The organism is Enterobacter cloacae complex sp. IR5459 (assembly GCF_049238005.1).
Lineage (GTDB): Bacteria > Pseudomonadota > Gammaproteobacteria > Enterobacterales > Enterobacteriaceae > Enterobacter > Enterobacter hormaechei_C.
This window is the reverse complement of sequence record NZ_JBMKIG010000001.1, coordinates 399,844-420,062: the sequence shown is the minus strand read 5'-3', so window position 1 is coordinate 420,062 and position 20,219 is coordinate 399,844. Positions and strand designations below refer to the sequence as shown.

Here is a 20,219-nt window from a genome sequence, read left to right as displayed (position 1 = left end):
TCCCATGCCGCGCATCGCAGGCCTGGGAAAATGTAACAAAGCAGATTTCGTATTAAACCATTGATTGCCAGGTAGGTATGTATGAATGAAAACAAGCTGCTGGGGCTCGCATGGATATCACCCTATATCATCGGGCTGATACTCTTTACGGCATTCCCCTTCGTCTCATCGTTTTTCCTCAGCTTTACGGATTACGATTTGATGAGTCCGCCGGTGTTTAACGGCATCGAAAACTATCGCTACATGTTTACCGAAGACACGCTCTTCTGGAAATCCATGGGCGTGACCTTTGCCTATGTATTTTTAACCATCCCGCTAAAGCTCGCCTTTGCATTAGGAATTGCCTTTGTCCTGAACTTTAAATTACGCGGCATCGGCTTTTTCCGAACGGCCTACTATATTCCGTCGATCCTCGGCAGCTCCGTCGCCATTGCCGTATTGTGGCGCGCCTTATTTGCCATCGATGGCCTGCTGAACAGCTTTATCGGCGTTTTTGGCTTTGATCCGGTGAACTGGCTGGGCGAGCCGTCGCTGGCGCTGATGTCCGTTACCCTGCTGCGCGTCTGGCAGTTCGGTTCCGCGATGGTCATCTTCCTGGCCGCGCTGCAAAACGTACCGCAGTCCCAGTATGAAGCGGCAATGATCGATGGCGCATCGAAATGGCAGATGTTCATGAAGGTGACCGTGCCACTGATTACGCCGGTGATCTTCTTCAACTTCATCATGCAGACCACGCAGGCGTTCCAGGAATTTACCGGGCCGTACGTGATTACCGGCGGCGGGCCAACCTATTCGACCTATCTGTTCTCGCTCTACATCTACGACACCGCCTTTAAGTATTTCGATATGGGCTATGGCGCGGCGCTGGCGTGGATCCTGTTCCTGGTGGTGGCCGTCTTCGCCGGTATCGCCTTTAAGTCGTCGAAATACTGGGTGTTCTACTCCGCCGATAAAGGAGGCAAAAATGGCTGATATTCAACAACTCTCCACGGCAAGAAGCGTCGCCGAACGCGAAGTGGCCCGCACGCTGCGCAGAGAGAAAATCAACGCCTCCGTTCGCTATGTGATTCTGCTGGTTGTCGGCCTGCTGATGCTTTACCCGCTGGTGTGGATGTTCTCCGCGTCGTTCAAACCGAACCACGAGATCTTCACCACATTGAGCCTGTGGCCTGCCCACGCTACCTGGGATGGTTTCGTAAACGGCTGGAAAACCGGCACCGAGTACAACTTCGGCCATTACATGCTGAACACCTTTAAGTATGTGATCCCGAAAGTGATCCTGACCATTATCTCCTCCACCATCGTGGCGTACGGCTTTGCCCGCTTCGAGATCCCGTGGAAGAAGTTCTGGTTCGCCACGCTCATCACCACCATGCTGCTGCCCAGCACCGTGCTGCTGATCCCGCAGTACCTGATGTTCCGTGAAATGGGCATGCTCAACAGCTATATGCCGCTGTACCTGCCGCTGGCCTTCGCCACTCAGGGGTTCTTCGTCTTCATGCTGATCCAGTTCCTGCGCGGCGTCCCGCGTGACATGGAAGAGGCGGCGCAGATTGACGGCTGTAACTCCATTCAGGTGCTGTGGTACGTGGTAGTGCCGATCCTGAAACCGGCCATTATCTCCGTCGCCCTGTTCCAGTTCATGTGGTCCATGAACGACTTTATCGGGCCGCTGATTTACGTCTACAGCGTGGATAAATACTCCATCGCACTGGCGCTGAAAATGTCCATCGATGTCACCGAAGGCGCGCCGTGGAACGAAATTCTGGCAATGGCGAGCATCTCCATTCTGCCATCCATCATTGTCTTCTTCCTGGCACAGCGCTACTTCGTACAGGGCGTCACCAGCAGCGGAATTAAAGGTTAAGAGGGAAATACCATGGCTGAAGTTATTTTCAACAAGCTGGAAAAGGTCTACTCCAACGGCTTTAAAGCGGTACACGCTATCGATCTTAAAATTGCTGAAGGGGAATTCATGGTGATCGTCGGCCCATCCGGCTGCGCCAAATCCACGACCCTGCGCATGCTGGCGGGGCTCGAAACCATCAGCGGCGGCGAGGTGCGCATTGGCGACAAGATCGTGAACAACCTCGCGCCGAAAGAGCGCGGTATTGCAATGGTGTTCCAGAACTATGCCCTCTATCCGCACATGACGGTGCGCGAGAATCTGGCCTTTGGTCTCAAGCTGAGCAAACTGCCGAAAGATCAGATTGAGTCTCAGGTGAATGAAGCTGCCAAAATTCTTGAACTGGAAGAGCTGCTCGACCGCCTGCCGCGCCAGCTTTCCGGCGGCCAGGCGCAGCGCGTGGCGGTAGGCCGTGCGATTGTGAAAAAACCGGATGTGTTCCTGTTCGATGAGCCGCTTTCAAACCTCGACGCCAAACTGCGCGCTTCGATGCGTATTCGTATTTCCGACCTGCACAAGCAGCTGAAGAAGTCAGGAAAACCGGCGACCACCGTTTACGTGACACACGACCAGACCGAAGCGATGACCATGGGCGACCGCATCTGCGTGATGAAGCTCGGCCATATCATGCAGGTGGATACGCCGGACAACCTCTACCACAGGCCGAGGAACATGTTCGTGGCGGGCTTTATCGGCGCGCCGGAGATGAATATACGCAAAAGCGTGCTGGTCGAAAAAGCGGGCCAGCTGCACATCGCCATTGGCGATGAAACCATGCCGCTGAACGCGGAGAAGCAGGAGAAAGTCGCGGCCTACGCGGGTCAGGAGATTTACTACGGCGTGCGTCCGGAATTTGTGTCGCTCTCTGATGAGCCCTTCCCGAACGGCGGCTGTAGCGGGGAGATGGTGCGCGTTGAGAACATGGGCCACGAATTCTTTGTGTACCTGAAGGTCGCGGACTACGAACTGACCGCCCGAATCCCGTCCGATGAAGCTAAGCCAATGATTGATAAGGGGCTTCATCGTAAGGTGTATTTCACGTTTGAGATGAACAAGTGTCATATTTTTGACGCAAAAACTGAACAGAACCTCTCTCTCTGATGGAGTGATAAAAATGAAAAAAGTGCTTTTAAGCGCAGCAATCTCCGCGACCCTGGGTCTTACCGCTTTGCCATCGATGGCGCAGAATGTGGATTTACGGATGTCCTGGTGGGGCGGCAACGGCCGTCACCAGGTCACCCTGAAAGCGCTGGAAGAGTTCCATAAGCAGAACCCGGACATCAACGTGAAAGCGGAATACACCGGCTGGGATGGTCACCTCTCCCGTCTGACCACCCAGATTGCGGGCGGCACCGAGCCGGACGTAATGCAGACGAACTGGAACTGGCTGCCGATCTTCTCGAAAACCGGTGACGGCTTCTACGATCTGAACAAGATGAAGGACGTGATTGACCTGTCGCAGTTCGATCCCAAAGAGCTGCAAACCACCACCGTGGACGGCAAGCTGAACGGCATTCCGATCTCGGTGACGGCGCGCGTGTTCTACTTCAATGACGAAACCTGGAAAAAAGCGGGTATTGCGTACCCGAAAACCTGGGACGAGCTGATGGCGGCCGGTAAAACCTTCGAGAGCAAGCTCGGCAAGCAATACTATCCGGTGATCCTGGAGCATCAGGATACGCTGGCGCTGCTGAATTCGTACATGATCCAGAAGTACAACATTCCTGCGGTGGATGAGAAAACCAAAAAGTTCAGCTACACAAAGGAACAGTGGGTAGAGTTTTTCCAGACCTACAAAAAGCTGATCGACAGCCACGTCATGCCGGACACCAAATACTATGCCTCGTTCGGTAAGAGCAACATGTATGAAATGAAGCCGTGGATCCAGGGTGAATGGGGCGGCACCTACATGTGGAACTCCACCATCAACAAATATTCCGACAACCTGAAGCCACCGGCGAAACTGGAGCTGGGCAACTACCCAATGCTGCCGGGCGCCACCGACGCAGGTCTGTTCTTCAAACCGGCGCAGATGCTGTCGATTGGTAAGACGACCAAAAACCCAGAGGCGGCAGCGAAGCTGATTAACTTCCTGCTCAACAGCAAAGAAGGGGTCGATACGCTGGGTCTTGAGCGCGGCGTGCCGCTGAGCAAAGTGGCGGTGCAGTATCTGACCGAAGACGGCACCATTAAAGAGGACGATCCTTCCGTGGCGGGCCTGCGCCTGGCGCAGTCGCTGCCGGCGAAACTCACCGTCTCGCCATACTTTGACGACCCACAGATTGTGGCGCAGTTCGGTACCTCTTTGCAGTATATCGACTACGGGCAGAAAACCGTGGAAGAGACGGCCGCTGACTTCCAGCGTCAGGCGGAGCGTATTTTGAGACGTGCGATGCGGTAAAAACAAAGCCGGGTGGCGCTTCGCTTACCCGGCCTACACGGTATCGTAGGCCCGGTAAGCGAAGCGCCACCGGGCAATGACATTACACGCCGATATTACGTAGTTTCTCCCCTTTCATCAGCTTGCGTTCAATATGCTCCAGGGTCACGCCTTTGGTTTCCGGGATCAGCCAGAATGTCACGCCGATAAACGCCACGTTCAGCACCGTATAGAGCCAGAAGGTGCCTGCCGCGCCAATCGCATCCAGCAGCGTCAGGAAGGTCGCGCCAATGATCATATTCGACACCCAGTTGGTGGTGGTGGAACAGGTGATACCAAAGTCGCGGCATTTCAGCGGCTGAATTTCAGAGCACAGGATCCACACCACCGGTGCGGCGCTCATCGCGTAACCGGCGATGCACATCATGGTCATGCCAACGGAGAGCCAGGAGAGGCCGCTTGACGCCGTGCCGTTATCGAACTGCATCAGGCAGTAACCAAGGATCAAGGTGCCGAGCGCCATTACGCTAAAGCCAATTTTCAGGGCCGGTTTACGTCCGGCCTTATCGACGGTGAACACCGCGATAAAGGTGGCGAACATAAAGGTCAGCCCCACCACCAGCGTGGCGATCATCTGCTGTTCGGTGGTGGTAAAACCAGCCATTTTAAAGATGCGTGGGGCATAATACATGATGATGTTCATCCCCGTGAACTGCTGCATCGCCTGTAACAGCATGCCGAGGAACACCGCGCGGCGCACGTTGCGGTTCGCCTTAAACAGGGACCAGCCGCCCTGCTTCAGCTTCAGGCTTTCGCGGATTTCGTTCAGCTCTTCACGCGCTTTTTCAGACGTGTCGCGCAGCATGCGCAGCACCTCTTCCGCCTCCACGTGACGCCCTTTTTGCGCCAGCCAGCGCGGGCTGTTCGGCAGGAAAATGACTAACACAATCAGCAGCACCGCAGGCAGCGCCAGCACGCCAAGCATTGCCCGCCAGTTGCCGCTGTAGCTGAAGTACGTATCCGACAGGAACGCCAGCACGATACCGAGCGTCACCATCAGCTGGTACATGCTGATCATCTTCCCGCGCACGTTTTCGCTCGCCATTTCGGAGAGGTAAAGCGGCGCGGTGTAGGACGCGATACCTACCGCCACGCCCAGCAGCACGCGGGAAAGCAGCAACACTTCAACGTTGGTGGCAAACGCCGAACCAAGAGAGCCAGCAACAAACAGGATCGCCCCGACCATCAGGCTGTATTTGCGCCCGAGACGGAACGACAGCCAGCCGTTAAACAGTGCGCCGATGGCCGCACCCAGCATCATGCTGCTCACCACCCACTCTTGCAGGCGGTTGCTTAACGTAAAGTGGTCGGTAATAAAGGGCAGTGCGCCCGCGATAACGCCGATATCCAGACCAAACAGTAAACCGGCTACGGCGGCCGCAACAGAAACAAACTGGTTCATGCGTCGGGTATCGCGCAGCGCAGCGGGCATAAGGGTAGAGTCATTTACAGATGTCATTGTTTCCTGCCTCAACAGCGAAATTCGTTAAGTGAAATTACGAGATACCGGAAGAAAGTGTCAGGCCGGAAATGGTGAAGATATGGATTATTTCGCTACGACACACCGATCTGTGATGGACATTACAATTTCAAATCAGGATGGTTTAACCTTATTTTTGATTAATTAGTTAATATTTAAGCAATAAATGTGTGACACCCGTCATTCATTCCTTTTCAGTATGGATTTTTCATCTTTATGGATATGGATAAAGCCAATTTTGGCGCAAAAAAAACCTCTACACGAGGGCAGAGGTTCTTTATTCGGGCTGACTTAACGTGCCAGCCAGCCGCCGTCTACGGCAACGGTGTAGCCGTTAATGTAGTCCGAAGCCGGGGACGCCAGGAATACAACCGGGCCCATCAGATCGCTCGGCAGACCCCAGCGACCCGCTGGAATACGCTCCAGGATTGCCGCGCTGCGCTCTTCATCCGCACGCAGCTGCTGGGTATTGTTGGTGGCCATGTAGCCCGGCGCAATCGCGTTGACGTTGATGTTGTGCTGCGCCCACTCGTTCGCCAGCAGGCGGGTCACGCCCATCACGGCACTCTTCGATGCGGTGTAAGACGGCACGCGGATGCCGCCCTGGAAAGAGAGCATGGAGGCAATATTAATGATCTTGCCACCTTTCCCCTGAGCAATGAAGTGCTTCGCAGCCGCCTGGGACATAAAGAACACGCTCTTGATGTTCAGATTCATCACGTCGTCCCAGTCCGTTTCGCTGAAGTTAATCGCGTCTTCACGACGGATCAGGCCGGCGTTGTTGACCAGAATATCGATATGCCCAAACTCCGCCACCGCGCGATCCAGCAGCTCAGGGATCGCATCGATTTTGCGCAGGTCCGCGGTCAGGCTCAGGAAACGGCGGCCCAGCGCGGTGACGCGCTCGATGGTTTCCGTTGGCTCAACGATGTTAATCCCGACGATATCGCAGCCCGCTTCCGCCAGACCTAACGCCATACCCTGCCCCAGCCCGGTGTCACAACCGGAAACCACAGCCACTTTACCTTGCAGAGAAAATGCATCCAGAATCATGTTTGTTCCTTAATCGTTCAGCGCCTGTCAGCAACAGGCAGATGTATGCTTAACTGCCTGCGACTAGCGCAGATCCTTAACAGCGACGTGGTCCATGTCATCAAAGACCTGGTTTTCACCGACCATCCCCCAGATAAAGGTATAGGCTTTCGTTCCCACGCCAGAGTGGATGGACCAGCTCGGCGAAATGACTGCCTGCTCGTTGTGCATAACGATATGGCGCGTCTCCTGCGGCTGTCCCATCATGTGGAACACGCAGGCGTCTTCATCCATGTTGAAATAGAAGTAGACTTCCATGCGGCGCTCGTGGGTATGGCACGGCATGGTGTTCCACAGGTTGCCCGGCGCAAGCTCGGTCAGCCCCATGCTGAGCTGGCAGGTTTCCAGCACATCCGGAACAAAATATTTGTTGATGGTGCGACGGTTGCTGGTGAGGTTATCGCCAAGGGTCACCGGGGCAACGTCCGCTGGCGTGACTTTTTTGGTTGGATAAGTCGTATGAGCCGGGGCGCAGTTGTAGTAAAACTTCGCCGGTTTGCTGGCATCAATGCTGGCGAACACCACCTCTTTCGCGCCTTTGCCGACGTACAGCGCGTCGCGGTGACCAATTTCGTAGCACTGGCCATCGACGGTAATGGTGCCCGGCCCGCCGATGTTAATCACGCCCAGTTCACGGCGTTCGAGGAAGTAGCTCACGCCCAGCTGTTTGCCCACTTCACCGCCCACGGAGACGGTTTTCGCCACCGGCATAATCCCGCCCACAATAATGCGGTCAATATGGCTGTAGACCATGGTGTACTTGTCGGCTTCGAACACTTGCTCAACTAAAAACTCACTGCGCAGCCCCTGAGTATCCAGCATTTTAGCGTGCGCACTGTGGATGCTTTGTCTGACGTCCACGTAAACCTCCAGAATTGATCGTGCCCGAAGGCAAAGATAAATAACGAAACAACGTTCCGTTTTCGTGATGAACACATATTATCCCCTGACAACGGGGTTTTCAATTGCATTTAAAACAACGTTTCATTTTTTCTGCCTGTTTATGCCAGAAATGGAGTTTCGATCACGATAAATCTTTAAGACCCTCAATCTGGTTAATGAAAATGAGAAAGTGCGCTGTCAGTCACACATAATGAAACAACGTTTTGATAATTTATCACCTAGTTTTCAACCTACATTACGCGTTCAAAGGAGTGCATTATGGCTAAAGGTATGCGGGTCAAGCTGAACTATGAGGTCAGCCGCGATCCGGATACAGGCGTGGAAGTCACCCGCCTGACCCCACCGGAAGTAACCTGTCATCGCAACTACTTTTACCAGAAGTGCTTCTTTAACGATGGCAGCCACCTGCTGTTCGCCGGGGAGTTCGACGGTCACTGGAACTATTACCTGTTGGATCTGAAAAACGCCGAAGCGGTACAGTTGACCGAAGGCGCGGGCGATAATACCTTTGGCGGGTTCCTCTCTCCGGACGATAAATCCCTCTACTATGTGAAGAACGATCGCACCCTGCTGGAGGTGGATTTACAGACGCTGGCAGAGCGCGAAGTGTACCGCGTTCCGGAAGAGTGGGTCGGCTACGGCACCTGGGTCGCGAACAGCGACTGCACCAAACTGGTGGGTATTGAGATTGCCAGATGTGACTGGACGCCACTCAACGACTGGAAAATTTTCCACGACTTCTTCCACAAAGGGCCGCACTGCCGCCTGCTGCGCGTTGATCTGAAAACGGGTGAAAGCACCACCATTCATGACGAGAAGATCTGGCTGGGACATCCGATTTATCGTCCGTTCGATGACAATACCGTGGCCTTCTGTCATGAAGGGCCGCACGACCTGGTCGACGCCCGCATGTGGCTGGTCAACGAAGATGGCAGCAACGTGCGGAAAGTGAAAACGCACGCGGAAGGTGAAAGCTGTACACATGAATTTTGGGTGCCGGACGGGTCCGCGCTGATCTACGTCTCTTATCTGAAAGGTCAGCAAGGGCGTACCATCTCCCGCTTCAACCCGGACACCGGCGTGAATGAAGCGGTAATGAACATGCCCGCCTGTTCGCATCTGATGAGCAACGTTGACGGCAGCATGCTGGTTGGCGACGGTTCCGGTACGCCTGTTGACGTGAAAGACACCGGCGGCTACACCATTGATAACGATCCTTATCTGTATGCCTTTGACGTGGCGAAGAAATCTTATTACCGCATCGCCCGTCATGACACCTCATGGGCTACGGTGGCGAACAGCCGCCAGGTAACCCACCCGCATCCGTCCTTCACCCCGGACGAAAAAGCGGTGCTGTACAGTTCCGATAAAGACGGCAAACCGGCCCTCTATATTGCGAAACTCCCCGAGCAACCTGAAATGTTGCATGCCTGAATGAGTTAGTGTTTCTGTAACTGGCCTTGCCCTCCGATTCGGAGGGCTTTTTTTTGGGTGATTGCGCGGCGCTTTTTGCCGGGTGGCGCTTCGCTTACCCGGCCTACGAAAAAATGGATTGGAAAGAATGTGTAGGCCGGGTAAGCGAAGCGCCACCCGGCGGTTTTTAGCGAAGGAACTGAATTATCAGAAGGAGTACGCCACACCTAAACGGAAACGGGTCTGGCGTTCGTCCGTGTCTTTAACCCCCACGTTCCCCACCTCCACATACGGTGCCCAGTTTTTATCCCATTTGTAGGCCAGCTTGGCGTTATATTCGTTGGAATAATCTTTATTATTATTTCGGGCCACGCCTTCAGAACTTTTCGCGTAAACATAGTTCAGCTCGGTACGCCAGTCACCTAATACCCAACCGACCCACGCATCGCCTCGGTTAACTTTATCATCGTCCTTATTTGAGCTTGACGGGTAGCGAGTATATTCGTAACGGTAACGCGCAGCCACGTAGAAGCCATTATCGAAGCTATATTGCACATGCAGATTCGGTTTATAAATGGTGCGACTGTCTGTGCTTTCAATCGTAAACGCAGGGGTCAGGGCGATATTGTCTGTCGCTTTCCAGCGCCAGCTAATCTGATCTTCGTGACCGTTCCCCACTACATCCGCGAATGGCTGATCTGCCTTGTCCCCGCCTGATTTCCACTTCGCCTCGACTGAAAAACCGAAGCCATTATCAAAGCGGTGCGAGACGGCAACACGGTCGGCATTCGAGCCGCTGTCAATATATTCGTGACGCAGATCGACGGTAACGGCGCTAGCCGCAAAAGAGGCACTAATAAGGGAAGCAAGGAGCAGAGATTTCTTAAACATGAAAAAACCCTCAATTAAAATAACGTTTCGTTTTTATGAAACTTGAGTTTATTTTTTATGCACCGTTATTTTAGTGACAAGGATCGAAATTATTTGTTTCATTTTTTTTGGCAAAGATCGACGTGAACCCCATCAACAAAAAAAGGGCATTAACCGTAAATTTCAGGGGGAAGATCACATTAAGCACTTCACAAAGCAAATAATTAACCGCGCAATAATTATTGCGGGCTTCAGAAAGAACGCAGAAGTGTTAAAAAAGGATTCTGCGGACACAAAAAAACCTCCCGTGGGAGGTTTTCTGTGCACAGAGAGGGGAAACTACCGTTCGATAGCCAGGGCCACCCCCTGCCCTCCGCCAATACAGAGCGTTGCGATCCCTTTTCGGGCGTTACGCTTTTTCATTTCGTGGACCAGCGACACCAGAATGCGGCAGCCGGAGGCGCCAATGGGATGACCCAGCGCAATTGCACCGCCGTTGACGTTGACCCGCAGCGGATCCCATTCCAGCATTTTCCCGACCGAGATCGCCTGTGCAGCAAAGGCTTCGTTGACCTCAATCAGATCCACATCGCTCAGCTCCCAGCCCGCCCGCTCCAGGCAGCGGCGCGTGGCATAGACCGGGGCGATCCCCATTAACGCAGGATCAACACCCACGCTGGCAAACGCTTTGATGCGCGCCAGCACCGGCAGCGCCAGCTCCTGGGCTTTGCTTTCACTCATCATCATCACCGCCGCCGCACCGTCGTTAATGGATGAGGCGTTGCCTGCCGTTACAGAACCGAGCGTTTCAAAGGCCGGATCGAGTTTTGCCAGCCCTTCTGCGCTGGCATCGGTGCGCGGCTGCTCGTCGGTATCGACGATGAGCGCTTCGCCGTTCTGGCGCTGGGTACTGACCGGGACAATTTCATCGCGAAAACGCCCGGAGTCGATCGCTGCACGCGCTTTTTGCTGTGAGCTGAGGGCATATGCATCCTGAAGCTCGCGGCTGATACCGTATTCCCGCGCCAGGTTTTCCGCCGTTACGCCCATATGGTAGTCGTTGAAGGCGTCCCACAGCCCGTCGTGAACCAGACTGTCAAGCAGCTGACTGTTCCCGAGCTGCGCGCCGGTCCGGCTGTCGGTCAGGACGTGCGGGGCGCGGCTCATATTCTCCTGCCCGCCGGCAATAACCACGTCCGCTTCACCGCACTGGATGGCCTGCGTCGCAAGATGGAGCGCTTTCAAACCTGAACCACAGACGTCGTTGATGGTAATTGCCGAAACGGTATTGGGCAGGCCCCCCTTCAGCGCTGCCTGGCGCGCAGGGTTTTGTCCCGCGCCAGCGGTCAGCACCTGGCCAAGGATCACCTCATCAATTTCATGTGCGGCAATCCCGCTGCGTTCCACCAGCGCTCTTACCACCACGCTGCCGAGATCAACCGCAGAGTGACGCGCAAGCGCTCCCTGAAAACAGCCGATAGCCGTACGTAACGCACCCACTATAACGACATCTTTCATCACGACCTCTGTGCAAAATGACATGACGATAGTAGAGGATTGTTATCAACAATTGACGCAAATGTTTAAAATTAGTGAGTTTAGTCACAGGATTATCGTGCGTCCTGCAAGTACTGGCGCAGCCAGCTTCCGGCGACGCCGGGCGGGGTTCGTTTGTTCCATACCAGATCGATGGCAATCGACCTCGGCCAGCCCGGCACGTTCAGCTGCACCAGCGATTTCGACGCGGCAAATTCGTCGACCAGCGCGCAGGGTAACGCGCACCAGCCAAAGCCCTGTACCGCCATACTCAGCAGTAACAGGTAATTCGGCGCAGACCAGACCGGCCCGCGCGCAAGGGGCGCTTCCCGTTCAAGATAGGTACTCAGCCGCAGCTCGCGCCAGCCATGGAGCTCGTCCGCCTGCGTCTCATGTTGCCCTGCCAGAGGATGTCCGGCAGAAACGTAAATAGCCATCCTTGTCTGCATAGGCAGACGGGTCGCGCCAATATCGGTCGGGTAGCTGTCGCGCGCTTCCGTCAGGCCAATTTGCGCCCGCTCCTTTTGCAGCAGATCGATCACGTCTTCCTCTTCACCAATCAGGCACTCAAATTCCGTGTGCGGAAAACGCTGGTCGAACTGGCTCATCATCTGTTCCAGCACGGCCGGGTTAAGCGTATCGGAGAGAACAAAGGTAAAACGCGCCTCCGTTTGCGCGGTTAAAGATACGGCCAGCTCATCCAGGCGCGCGCTGGCGGCGAGTATCGACTGGACATAGCCCAGCACCTGTTCACCCTGGGCGGTCAACACCGGGTGACGCGCCGAGCGATCGAACAGCTCAAAGCCAAGGTCAGCTTCAAGGTTGGCGATGGAGGTGCTGATGGTGGACTGGCTTTTACGCAGCCGCCGTGCCGCAGCAGAAAACGAACCTGCGGCGACAGTTTCAACAAACGCGGTCAGTGCTTCGGGAGAATAACGCATGATGTATCTACTTTATCGATGGATACCATCTTTTATATATCACCTTAAACGATAAGAATAGACCGCATCAACGCCCATACTGGCGTCAATATGAGGTAAATATGCAACATCAGGATGCACTCCAACGTAAATTGCCGGAGCGGATCTTCCATGCCGTCTGTTTTGAAGGCATTGCTACGGCGATCCTCGCCCCGACGGCCGCGTGGCTAATGCAGCGCTCGGTGGTTGAAATGGGGGGTCTCACCATAATTCTGGCGACCACGGCAATGCTCTGGAACATTATCTATAACTTTGGCTTCGACCGTTTCTGGCCCGTCCAGCGGGTGAAGCGCACGGCGAAAGTGCGCGCCCTGCATGCGCTGGGTTTTGAATGCGGTTTTATTGTGATTGGCGTAACCATCGTTGCCGCCGTGCTGGGCGTGACGCTGCTCCAGGCCTTTACGCTGGAAATTGGTTTCTTCCTGTTCTTCCTGCCGTACACCATGCTCTACAACTGGGCGTACGACACCCTGCGGGAGAAAATCATCAAGCGCCGCCAGCAACGCCGCGCCCTGGCAAGCGAATAACCTTCCGGCCGGAGACCTGCTCCGGCCCACCCCTGCGAAGCAACGGCGACCTCAACGCATAATTATGGTAAATTGCACTCCTTTTTGTTCGTTTTATAGTTGATACGTTGCTCTAATGTCGAAAATTTGGTCAAAAGAAGAGACTCTCTGGAGTTTCGCCCTCTACGGCACTGCCGTGGGCGCAGGAACCCTGTTCTTGCCCATTCAGCTCGGCTCTGCTGGCGCGATTGTCCTGCTGATCACCGCCCTTGTGGCGTATCCCTTAACCTACTGGCCGCATAAAGCGCTGGCGCAATTTATTCTGTCGTCGAAGACGAAAGGCAACGAAGGGATCACCGGTGCCGTTTCCCATTACTACGGCAAAAAGATCGGCAACCTGATCACCACGCTCTATTTTGTGGCTTTCTTTGTGGTGGTTCTGATTTACGCGGTGGCGATAACTAACTCACTCACTGAACAGCTGGCGAAACGGATGACGGTGGATACCGGCATGCGGATGCTGGTGAGTTTTGGCGTGGTGCTGATTCTGAATCTGATCTTCCTGATGGGGCGGCACATCACCATTAAGGTGATGGGTTTCCTTGTTTTTCCGCTGATCGCCTATTTCCTGTTTGTCTCGCTGTATCTGACGGGCAGCTGGCAGCCGTCGCTTCTGACGAGCCAGATGGCCTTCGACCAGCATACGTTGCACCAGGTGTGGATTTCGATCCCGGTGATGGTTTTCGCTTTTAGCCATACTCCGATCATCTCGACTTTCGCCGTGGACCGTCGCGAGAAATACGGTGAAGAGGCGATGGGTAAATGCAAAAAAATCATGAAAGTGGCGTATCTGATCATCTGCCTCAGCGTGCTGTTCTTTGTGTTCAGCTGCCTGCTTTCGATTCCACCGTCGTATATCGTGGCGGCAAAAGAGGAAGGGGTGACGATCCTGTCCGCGCTGTCGATGATGCCTTCGTCCCCGGCATGGCTGGGCATTTCCGGCATTATCGTGGCGATTATTGCGATGTCGAAATCGTTCCTCGGCACCTATTTTGGCGTGATTGAAGGGGCAACGGAAATTGTGAAATCGTCGCTGAATCAGGTGGGTGTGAAGAAAAGCCGCGCCTTTAACCGCGCGGTTTCTATTCTCGGCGTGTCGCTGATTACATTTGCGGTCTGCTGCATCAACCCGAACGCCATTTCAATGATTTACGCTATCAGCGGTCCGCTTATCGCCATGATCCTGTTCATCATGCCGACGCTGTCGACGTACCTGATCCCGTCGTTAAAACCGTACCGCTCCATCGGTAACCTGCTGACGCTGATTGTAGGTGTGCTGTGTGTGTCGGTGATGTTTGTCGGTTGAGTATGCTGCCCGGCGCAATGCCGGGCATCAGTTTTACGCCCGAATATCGTCATACTCCCGCGTATTATCAAACTCATGCTTCGCAAACGGACACAGCGGGATAATTTTACGGTTCTCCTCGCGCATCTTCTCTACCACCCTCGCCACCAGCTGCTTACCCACACCCTGCCCTTTCAGGCTTGGATCCACATCGGTGTGCTCAATGATGCTCAGATGCTCGCCGGTCGGGACAAAGACAATCTCCGCTACCTGATTGCCTTCGGCGTCGTTGACGTAAAACTTGTTATGGCCTTCAAGAATTTCCATGGTTCCTCACTTATTTTTGGCGGTACTTCAGCGCACCGCTCGGGCAGGTATCAATTACGCGCACAACCGTTTCTGCATCTACTTCATCCGGCGCGATCCATGGTTTACGCTTCAGGTCGAACAGCGCCGCGCTGCCGCGCACGCAATTGCCCGAGTGTTTGCAGATCCCGGTGTTGAAGTAAACATCAATTTTCTCACCGGTGTAGGCCCGGTACCCCGCATCCAGTAGCTCCTGATCCATGATATTGCCTCTGTAATTATTGTGGTGACAAAAGAAGCATACCCTCAGCCGATCCGCCTGACCACGTCAAAAACGAGGTTTGGCCACCTTCTTTTCAACACGTTATTTCGCCAGGCACTTAAGATTATTCCGAATACAGAAGCACCCGTTGCGACGATATATTTTTGCGTTGTGTCAACTCTTGTAATAATTCACGCCACGTTCACATTAGGATTATTAGCTAAGCGAACTCCCAACATCCAGATTTATTTCTCCCTAACCAGTGGATTTATCGTCCGTTTTTAAAGTTCGTAACGAAGCGGTATTTCCTGAACACCTGCAAAATTACCGCAAAACAACCCAGACATGAAATTTGACTCTTCTCACATAACGACTAATGTTAATTCCTGAACGACAACTGATACGAATTACTTATCGTATCTCCTGACATAAACGCAACATGAGGGTTGATATATGGCAGAGCAACATCGTGGTGGTTCCGGTAATTTCGCTGAAGACCGTGAAAAGGCATCAGAAGCTGGACGTAAAGGCGGCCAGCACAGCGGCGGTAATTTCAAAAACGATCCGCAACGCGCATCTGAAGCGGGTAAGAAAGGGGGCCAGAACAGTCACGGCGGAGGCCGTAAATCTGATAACTCCTGATCTTATTTAAAGCTCTTATAAATATACCGAGAGCATGCTGCGGGCCCGTCGGCTCGCAGTACCTTCCCTTTATTTCACTGGAGCGAAAATATGAATATGAAAACTGTTGAAGATGTATTTATTCACCTGTTATCCGACACCTACAGCGCTGAGAAGCAGCTGACCCGCGCTCTAAGCAAGTTAGCTCGCGCCGCATCCAGCGAGAAGTTGAGTGCCGCGTTCACGGCCCACCTCGAAGAGACTCAGGGACAAATCGAGCGTATCGATCAGATTATTGAGCAGGAATCCGGCCTCAAACTGAAGCGCATGAAATGCGTTGCGATGGAAGGCTTAATTGAAGAAGCCAACGAAGTTATTGAGAGCACTGAGAAAAATGAAGTGCGTGACGCTGCATTAATTGCCGCAGCACAAAAAGTCGAGCATTACGAGATTGCCAGCTACGGCACCCTGGCCACCCTGGCTGAACAATTAGGCTATAAAAAAGCCGTTAAACTTCTTGCCGAAACGCTGGAAGAAGAAAAAGAAACCGATCTCAAATTAACCGATCTGGCTGTCGGCAATATTAATCAAAAAGCCCAGAAAGGATAAATATTAATTTGATGAGCATCAGCAACAAAAATTAACCAGATAATAAATCACAGGAGTTAATTATGAATCATGTAGAACACTACCATGATTGGCTACGCGATGCCCATGCGATGGAAAAGCAAGCCGAATCCATGCTGGAATCTATGGCCAGCCGTATTGATAATTATCCCGACTTACGTGCACGAATTGAACAACACGTTAATGAGACTAAACACCAAATTACCGTGCTGGAAGAAATTCTCGACCGCAATGATATTTCCCGTTCGGTCATAAAAGATTCCATGAGCAAAATGGCGGCGCTCGGCCAGTCCATTGGCGGCATGTTCCCTTCCGACGAAATTGTTAAAGGCTCCATCAGCGGCTACGTTTTTGAGCAGTTTGAAATTGCCTGCTACACCTCTCTGCTGGCTGCGGCCAAACAAGCGGGCGATACCGCCTCCATTCCTGCCATTGAGTCCATTCTGGAAGAAGAGCGCCAGATGGCTGACTGGCTGCTCCAGCATATTCCACAGACGACGGAACAGTTCCTGCTGCGCTCCGATGCGGACGGTGTTGAAGCGAAAAAATAACGAAAGAGGGAGAAACTATGTTTCGACACGTAAAACAGCTGCAATACACGGTACGCGTAGCCGAACCGAATCCGGGCCTGGCCAATCTTCTGCTTGAGCAGTTTGGCGGGCCACAGGGCGAACTTGCCGCGGCATGTCGTTACTTTACGCAAGGATTGAGCGACGACGATCCCGGTCGTAAAGATATGCTGATGGATATCGCGACCGAGGAGTTAAGTCACCTGGAAATTATCGGCACCCTGGTGGGTATGCTGAATAAGGGTGCGAAAGGTGAATTGGCGGAAGGCGTTGAAAATGAAGCGGAATTGTACCGCTCCATGACCGAGAACGGCAACGACAGTCATATCACCTCCCTGCTCTACGGCGGCGGTACTCCACTGACCAACTCCGGGGGCGTACCATGGACGGCGGCGTATGTGGATACTATTGGCGAGCCCACCGCCGATCTGCGCTCTAACATTGCGGCCGAGGCCCGCGCCAAAATTATCTACGAACGGCTTATTAACGTAACGGACGATCCGGGTGTTAAAGATGCGCTGGCGTTTTTAATGACGCGTGAGGCAGCACACCAGCTCTCATTTGAGAAGGCGCTCCAGTCGATCCGTAACAATTTCCCACCGGGTAAATTGCCGCCAATCGAAGAGTACACTAATAAGTACTACAATATGTCTGAGGGGGGAGAAGTTCGCGGTAGCTGGAACAGCGATAAGCACTTCGACTACGTGGAATCTCCTCAGCCCGCGGTCGATGGCGGTGACGGCGGCGCAAGCGTAACGCTCACGACAGAGCAGGCCACGCTGGTCAAAGCGATGTGCGCACGTACGAAATCCGACCCTAACGCCGATCCGCTTACCGGTGCCGAGCTTGGCGCAGGTAAGAAAAAACCGTAACCGGTTTTGCCAGGCAGCCTGAGGCTGTCTGGCAATGCCTTGTGCGCTATCAGTTCCAGAGGTACGGAGCATGTTCGAGCTTGATGCGTTTCATCTGGCCAGGATACAGTTCGCCTTTACCGTCTCTTTTCATATTCTCTTCCCGGCGATCACCATCGGGCTTGCGAGCTATCTGGTGGTTCTCGAAGGCATGTGGCTTCGCACAAAAAATGATGTCTGGCGCTCGCTATACCATTTCTGGCTAAAAATTTTCGCCGTCAACTTTGGTATGGGCGTGGTTTCCGGGCTGGTGATGGCTTACCAGTTTGGGACTAACTGGAGCGGCTTTTCCCAGTTCGCGGGCAGCATAACCGGCCCTTTGCTCACCTATGAAGTCTTAACCGCCTTCTTCCTCGAAGCCGGATTCCTGGGTGTGATGCTGTTCGGCTGGAACAAGGTTGGCCCCGGCCTGCACTTCTTTGCCACCTGCATGGTGGCGCTGGGCACGCTGATGTCCACCTTCTGGATCCTCGCCTCTAACAGCTGGATGCACACCCCGCAGGGCTTCAGTATTCAGAACGGTCAGGTCATTCCCGAAGACTGGCTGGCCATTATCTTTAACCCCTCATTCCCTTACCGCCTGATCCATATGTCCATCGCCGCCTTCCTGTGCAGCGCCTTGTTTGTGGGCGCGTCCGGGGCATGGCATCTGCTGCGCGGTAACGATACGCCCGCGATCCGCAAGATGTTCTCCATGGCCATGTGGATGGCGCTGCTGGTCGCGCCCATTCAGGCCGTGGTTGGGGATATGCACGGGCTGAATACGCTTGAGCACCAGCCTGCCAAAATCGCCGCGATTGAAGGCCACTGGGAAAACCCGCCCGGCGAGGCCACCCCGCTGCTGTTGTTTGGCGTACCGGATATGGAAGAGGAACGCACCAAATACGGGCTTGAAATTCCCGCGCTCGGCAGCCTGATCCTGACGCACAGCCTGGATAAACAGGTCCCGGCGCTGAAGGATTTCCCGAAAGAGGACCGCCCTAACTCGCTCATCGTCTTCTGGTCCTTCCGCATTATGGTCGGCATGGGGCTGCTGATGATTACCCTTGGCGTACTGAGCGTCTGGCTGCGCTATCGCCGTCGACTCTATCACTCACGGCCATTCCACTGGTTTGCCCTCTGTATGGGGCCTGCCGGATTACTCGCGCTGCTCGCCGGGTGGGTCACCACCGAAGTGGGCCGCCAGCCGTGGGTCGTTTACGGCTATCTGCGCACGATAGATGCGGTGTCTCTGCACAGCACGTTGCAGATGAGCATCAGCCTGCTGGCCTTTATCGTGGTCTACTGTTCGGTATTTGGCGTGGGATATGTGTATCTCGCCCGGTTGATTAAAAAAGGTCCGCAGCCTGTGGGCACGCTAACGTCTAATACATCGGGTACCCCTGCCCGTCCGCTGTCCGCCGCCGAGTCTGTTCCGGAAGAGGAGAAGATCTGATGGGCGTCGATATCCCGGTCATCTGGTTTGCCATTATTGTCTTCGCCACGCTGATGTACATCATCATGGACGGTTTCGATCTCGGTATCGGCATGCTGTTCAGCTTTGTGGGTGATGCCAAAGAGCGCGACGTGATGGTGAACAGCGTCGCCCCGGTCTGGGACGGAAATGAAACCTGGCTGGTTCTCGGCGGCGCAGGGTTGTTCGGCGCGTTTCCGCTGGCCTACGCGGTAATAATCGATGCCCTGACCATCCCGCTGACGGCCATGCTGATCGGGCTTATTTTCCGCGGCGTGGCATTTGAGTTTCGCTTTAAGGCGACCCCTTCCCACCGCAAATTCTGGGACTATTCTTTTGCTGGCGGTTCCCTGCTCGCAACCTTCAGCCAGGGGATCGTGGTTGGCGCGATGATCAACGGCTTTGACGTGGAAGGGCGTCGCTTTGTGGGCTCCTCGCTGGACTGGTTCACCCCGTTTAACCTGTTCTGCGGGCTGGGCTTAATTGTCGCCTATACCCTGCTGGCCACCACGTGGCTGATCATGAAAAGCGAAGGCGCGCTGCAAAACCGGATGCGCGAGCTGACCCGCCACGTTCTGCTGGCGCTGATTGCCGTCATTGCGGTGGTAAGTATCTGGACCCCGCTCGGCTGGCAGTTTGTCGCCGAACGCTGGTTTACTCTGCCTAACTTCTTCTGGTTCCTGCCGGTTCCGGTTCTTGTGGCGGTATTCAGCCTGTGGATCTGGCGGCTGACGCGTAATCCCGACAGCCATGCCCGTCCGTTCCTGTTAACGCTGGGCCTGATCTTCCTCGGCTTTAGCGGCCTGGGCATCAGCCTGTGGCCACACATAATTCCGCCGCACATCACCCTGTGGGAAGCCGCCGCGCCGCCTGCCAGCCAGCTGTTTATGCTGATCGGCACGCTGTTAATCATCCCGGTGATCCTGGTTTATACCGCCTGGAGCTATTACGTCTTCCGGGGCAAAGTGTCTGATACCGAAGGTTATCACTAAGGATTAC

Annotated in this window: 21 protein-coding genes; 13 read left to right on the top strand and 8 right to left on the bottom strand. The window is 54.2% G+C overall.

The genetic code is table 11. The features are described from left to right. The first annotated feature begins 81 nt into the window (after positions 1-81). From ACOTX4_RS02055 to ACOTX4_RS02040, 4 genes are read left to right on the top strand one after another with little or no spacing between them, the layout of a single operon-like run. Complete coding sequence (locus tag ACOTX4_RS02055) at positions 82-972, top strand: carbohydrate ABC transporter permease (protein ID WP_003862825.1); 891 nt, start codon at positions 82-84, stop codon at positions 970-972. Next, positions 965-1,867, top strand: a complete 903-nt coding sequence (locus ACOTX4_RS02050) for a carbohydrate ABC transporter permease (RefSeq protein WP_421635349.1) — start codon at positions 965-967, stop codon at positions 1,865-1,867. Before ACOTX4_RS02055 ends, ACOTX4_RS02050 begins: the two co-directional genes overlap by 8 nt. A gap of 12 nt (positions 1,868-1,879) precedes the next feature. After that, entirely contained in the window at positions 1,880-3,007 is a 1,128-nt protein-coding gene (locus ACOTX4_RS02045; protein WP_003862829.1) for an ABC transporter ATP-binding protein, read from the top strand. 13 nt (positions 3,008-3,020) lie between these two features. Continuing rightward, the gene (locus ACOTX4_RS02040; protein WP_003862832.1) at positions 3,021-4,307 is read left to right on the top strand and encodes an ABC transporter substrate-binding protein; all 1,287 of its coding nucleotides are present in this window, start codon (positions 3,021-3,023) and stop codon (positions 4,305-4,307) included. 82 nt (positions 4,308-4,389) lie between these two features. On the opposite strand, the gene ACOTX4_RS02035 is transcribed toward ACOTX4_RS02040, so the two are convergent. From ACOTX4_RS02035 to kduI, 3 genes are all read right to left on the bottom strand, one after another. Next, positions 4,390-5,805, bottom strand: a complete 1,416-nt coding sequence (locus ACOTX4_RS02035; RefSeq protein ID WP_003862834.1) for a sugar porter family MFS transporter — start codon at positions 5,803-5,805, stop codon at positions 4,390-4,392. A gap of 312 nt (positions 5,806-6,117) precedes the next feature. After that, on the bottom strand, positions 6,118-6,879 hold the full coding sequence (gene kduD / locus ACOTX4_RS02030) for a 2-dehydro-3-deoxy-D-gluconate 5-dehydrogenase KduD (protein ID WP_003862835.1): 762 nt from the start codon (positions 6,877-6,879) through the stop codon (positions 6,118-6,120). A 63-nt stretch (positions 6,880-6,942) separates the two neighbouring features. After that, positions 6,943-7,779 carry a 5-dehydro-4-deoxy-D-glucuronate isomerase gene (gene kduI / locus ACOTX4_RS02025; RefSeq protein WP_003862837.1) on the bottom strand — a complete coding sequence of 279 codons (837 nt, stop codon included), beginning with the start codon at positions 7,777-7,779 and terminating at the stop codon, positions 6,943-6,945. 300 nt (positions 7,780-8,079) lie between these two features. Here kduI and ACOTX4_RS02020 point away from each other — a divergent pair, with 300 nt between their 5' ends. After that, positions 8,080-9,255 carry an oligogalacturonate lyase family protein gene (locus ACOTX4_RS02020; RefSeq protein WP_045332841.1) on the top strand — a complete coding sequence of 392 codons (1,176 nt, stop codon included), beginning with the start codon at positions 8,080-8,082 and terminating at the stop codon, positions 9,253-9,255. Between the two features lie 186 nt (positions 9,256-9,441). Here ACOTX4_RS02020 and ACOTX4_RS02015 read toward each other — a convergent pair whose 3' ends face one another. The 3 genes from ACOTX4_RS02015 to ACOTX4_RS02005 form a co-directional block, all read right to left on the bottom strand. After that, complete coding sequence (locus ACOTX4_RS02015) at positions 9,442-10,125, bottom strand: oligogalacturonate-specific porin KdgM family protein (RefSeq protein ID WP_003862842.1); 684 nt, start codon at positions 10,123-10,125, stop codon at positions 9,442-9,444. Positions 10,126-10,443: 318 nt separating this feature from the next. Continuing rightward, a complete protein-coding gene (locus tag ACOTX4_RS02010) occupies positions 10,444-11,622 on the bottom strand; it encodes an acetyl-CoA C-acetyltransferase (RefSeq protein WP_003862843.1) in 1,179 nt (392 codons plus the stop codon). Positions 11,623-11,714: 92 nt separating this feature from the next. Further along, on the bottom strand, positions 11,715-12,581 hold the full coding sequence (locus ACOTX4_RS02005; protein ID WP_003862845.1) for a LysR family transcriptional regulator: 867 nt from the start codon (positions 12,579-12,581) through the stop codon (positions 11,715-11,717). A gap of 101 nt (positions 12,582-12,682) precedes the next feature. Between ACOTX4_RS02005 and ACOTX4_RS02000 the strand changes: the two genes are divergently transcribed. Next, positions 12,683-13,147 carry a multidrug/biocide efflux PACE transporter gene (locus tag ACOTX4_RS02000; protein WP_022651793.1) on the top strand — a complete coding sequence of 155 codons (465 nt, stop codon included), beginning with the start codon at positions 12,683-12,685 and terminating at the stop codon, positions 13,145-13,147. Between the two features lie 115 nt (positions 13,148-13,262). Then, positions 13,263-14,492: an amino acid permease gene (locus tag ACOTX4_RS01995; RefSeq protein WP_003862847.1), complete on the top strand. Its 1,230-nt coding sequence runs from the start codon at positions 13,263-13,265 to the stop codon at positions 14,490-14,492. A 33-nt stretch (positions 14,493-14,525) separates the two neighbouring features. Here the strand turns inward: ACOTX4_RS01995 and ACOTX4_RS01990 are convergent, their stop codons facing one another. Both ACOTX4_RS01990 and yjdI read right to left on the bottom strand, forming a co-directional pair. Continuing rightward, the gene (locus tag ACOTX4_RS01990; RefSeq protein WP_023314784.1) at positions 14,526-14,798 is read right to left on the bottom strand and encodes a GNAT family N-acetyltransferase; all 273 of its coding nucleotides are present in this window, start codon (positions 14,796-14,798) and stop codon (positions 14,526-14,528) included. A 10-nt stretch (positions 14,799-14,808) separates the two neighbouring features. After that, positions 14,809-15,039: a 4Fe-4S mono-cluster protein YjdI gene (gene yjdI / locus ACOTX4_RS01985; RefSeq protein WP_003862849.1), complete on the bottom strand. Its 231-nt coding sequence runs from the start codon at positions 15,037-15,039 to the stop codon at positions 14,809-14,811. A gap of 453 nt (positions 15,040-15,492) precedes the next feature. Between yjdI and ACOTX4_RS01980 the strand changes: the two genes are divergently transcribed. From ACOTX4_RS01980 to cydB, 6 genes are all read left to right on the top strand, one after another. Further along, positions 15,493-15,681 carry a general stress protein gene (locus ACOTX4_RS01980; RefSeq protein WP_022651794.1) on the top strand — a complete coding sequence of 63 codons (189 nt, stop codon included), beginning with the start codon at positions 15,493-15,495 and terminating at the stop codon, positions 15,679-15,681. Positions 15,682-15,771: 90 nt separating this feature from the next. Beyond that, positions 15,772-16,269 carry a ferritin-like domain-containing protein gene (locus ACOTX4_RS01975; RefSeq protein WP_003862851.1) on the top strand — a complete coding sequence of 166 codons (498 nt, stop codon included), beginning with the start codon at positions 15,772-15,774 and terminating at the stop codon, positions 16,267-16,269. Between the two features lie 62 nt (positions 16,270-16,331). After that, on the top strand, positions 16,332-16,838 hold the full coding sequence (locus ACOTX4_RS01970) for a ferritin-like domain-containing protein (RefSeq protein ID WP_003862853.1): 507 nt from the start codon (positions 16,332-16,334) through the stop codon (positions 16,836-16,838). A gap of 17 nt (positions 16,839-16,855) precedes the next feature. Continuing rightward, a complete protein-coding gene (locus ACOTX4_RS01965; protein WP_023314785.1) occupies positions 16,856-17,728 on the top strand; it encodes a manganese catalase family protein in 873 nt (290 codons plus the stop codon). Between the two features lie 70 nt (positions 17,729-17,798). Beyond that, positions 17,799-19,202 carry a cytochrome ubiquinol oxidase subunit I gene (locus ACOTX4_RS01960; RefSeq protein WP_003862857.1) on the top strand — a complete coding sequence of 468 codons (1,404 nt, stop codon included), beginning with the start codon at positions 17,799-17,801 and terminating at the stop codon, positions 19,200-19,202. Next, positions 19,202-20,212 carry a cytochrome d ubiquinol oxidase subunit II gene (gene cydB, locus ACOTX4_RS01955; RefSeq protein ID WP_015571779.1) on the top strand — a complete coding sequence of 337 codons (1,011 nt, stop codon included), beginning with the start codon at positions 19,202-19,204 and terminating at the stop codon, positions 20,210-20,212. Before ACOTX4_RS01960 ends, cydB begins: the two co-directional genes overlap by 1 nt. Positions 20,213-20,219 lie beyond the last annotated feature (7 nt).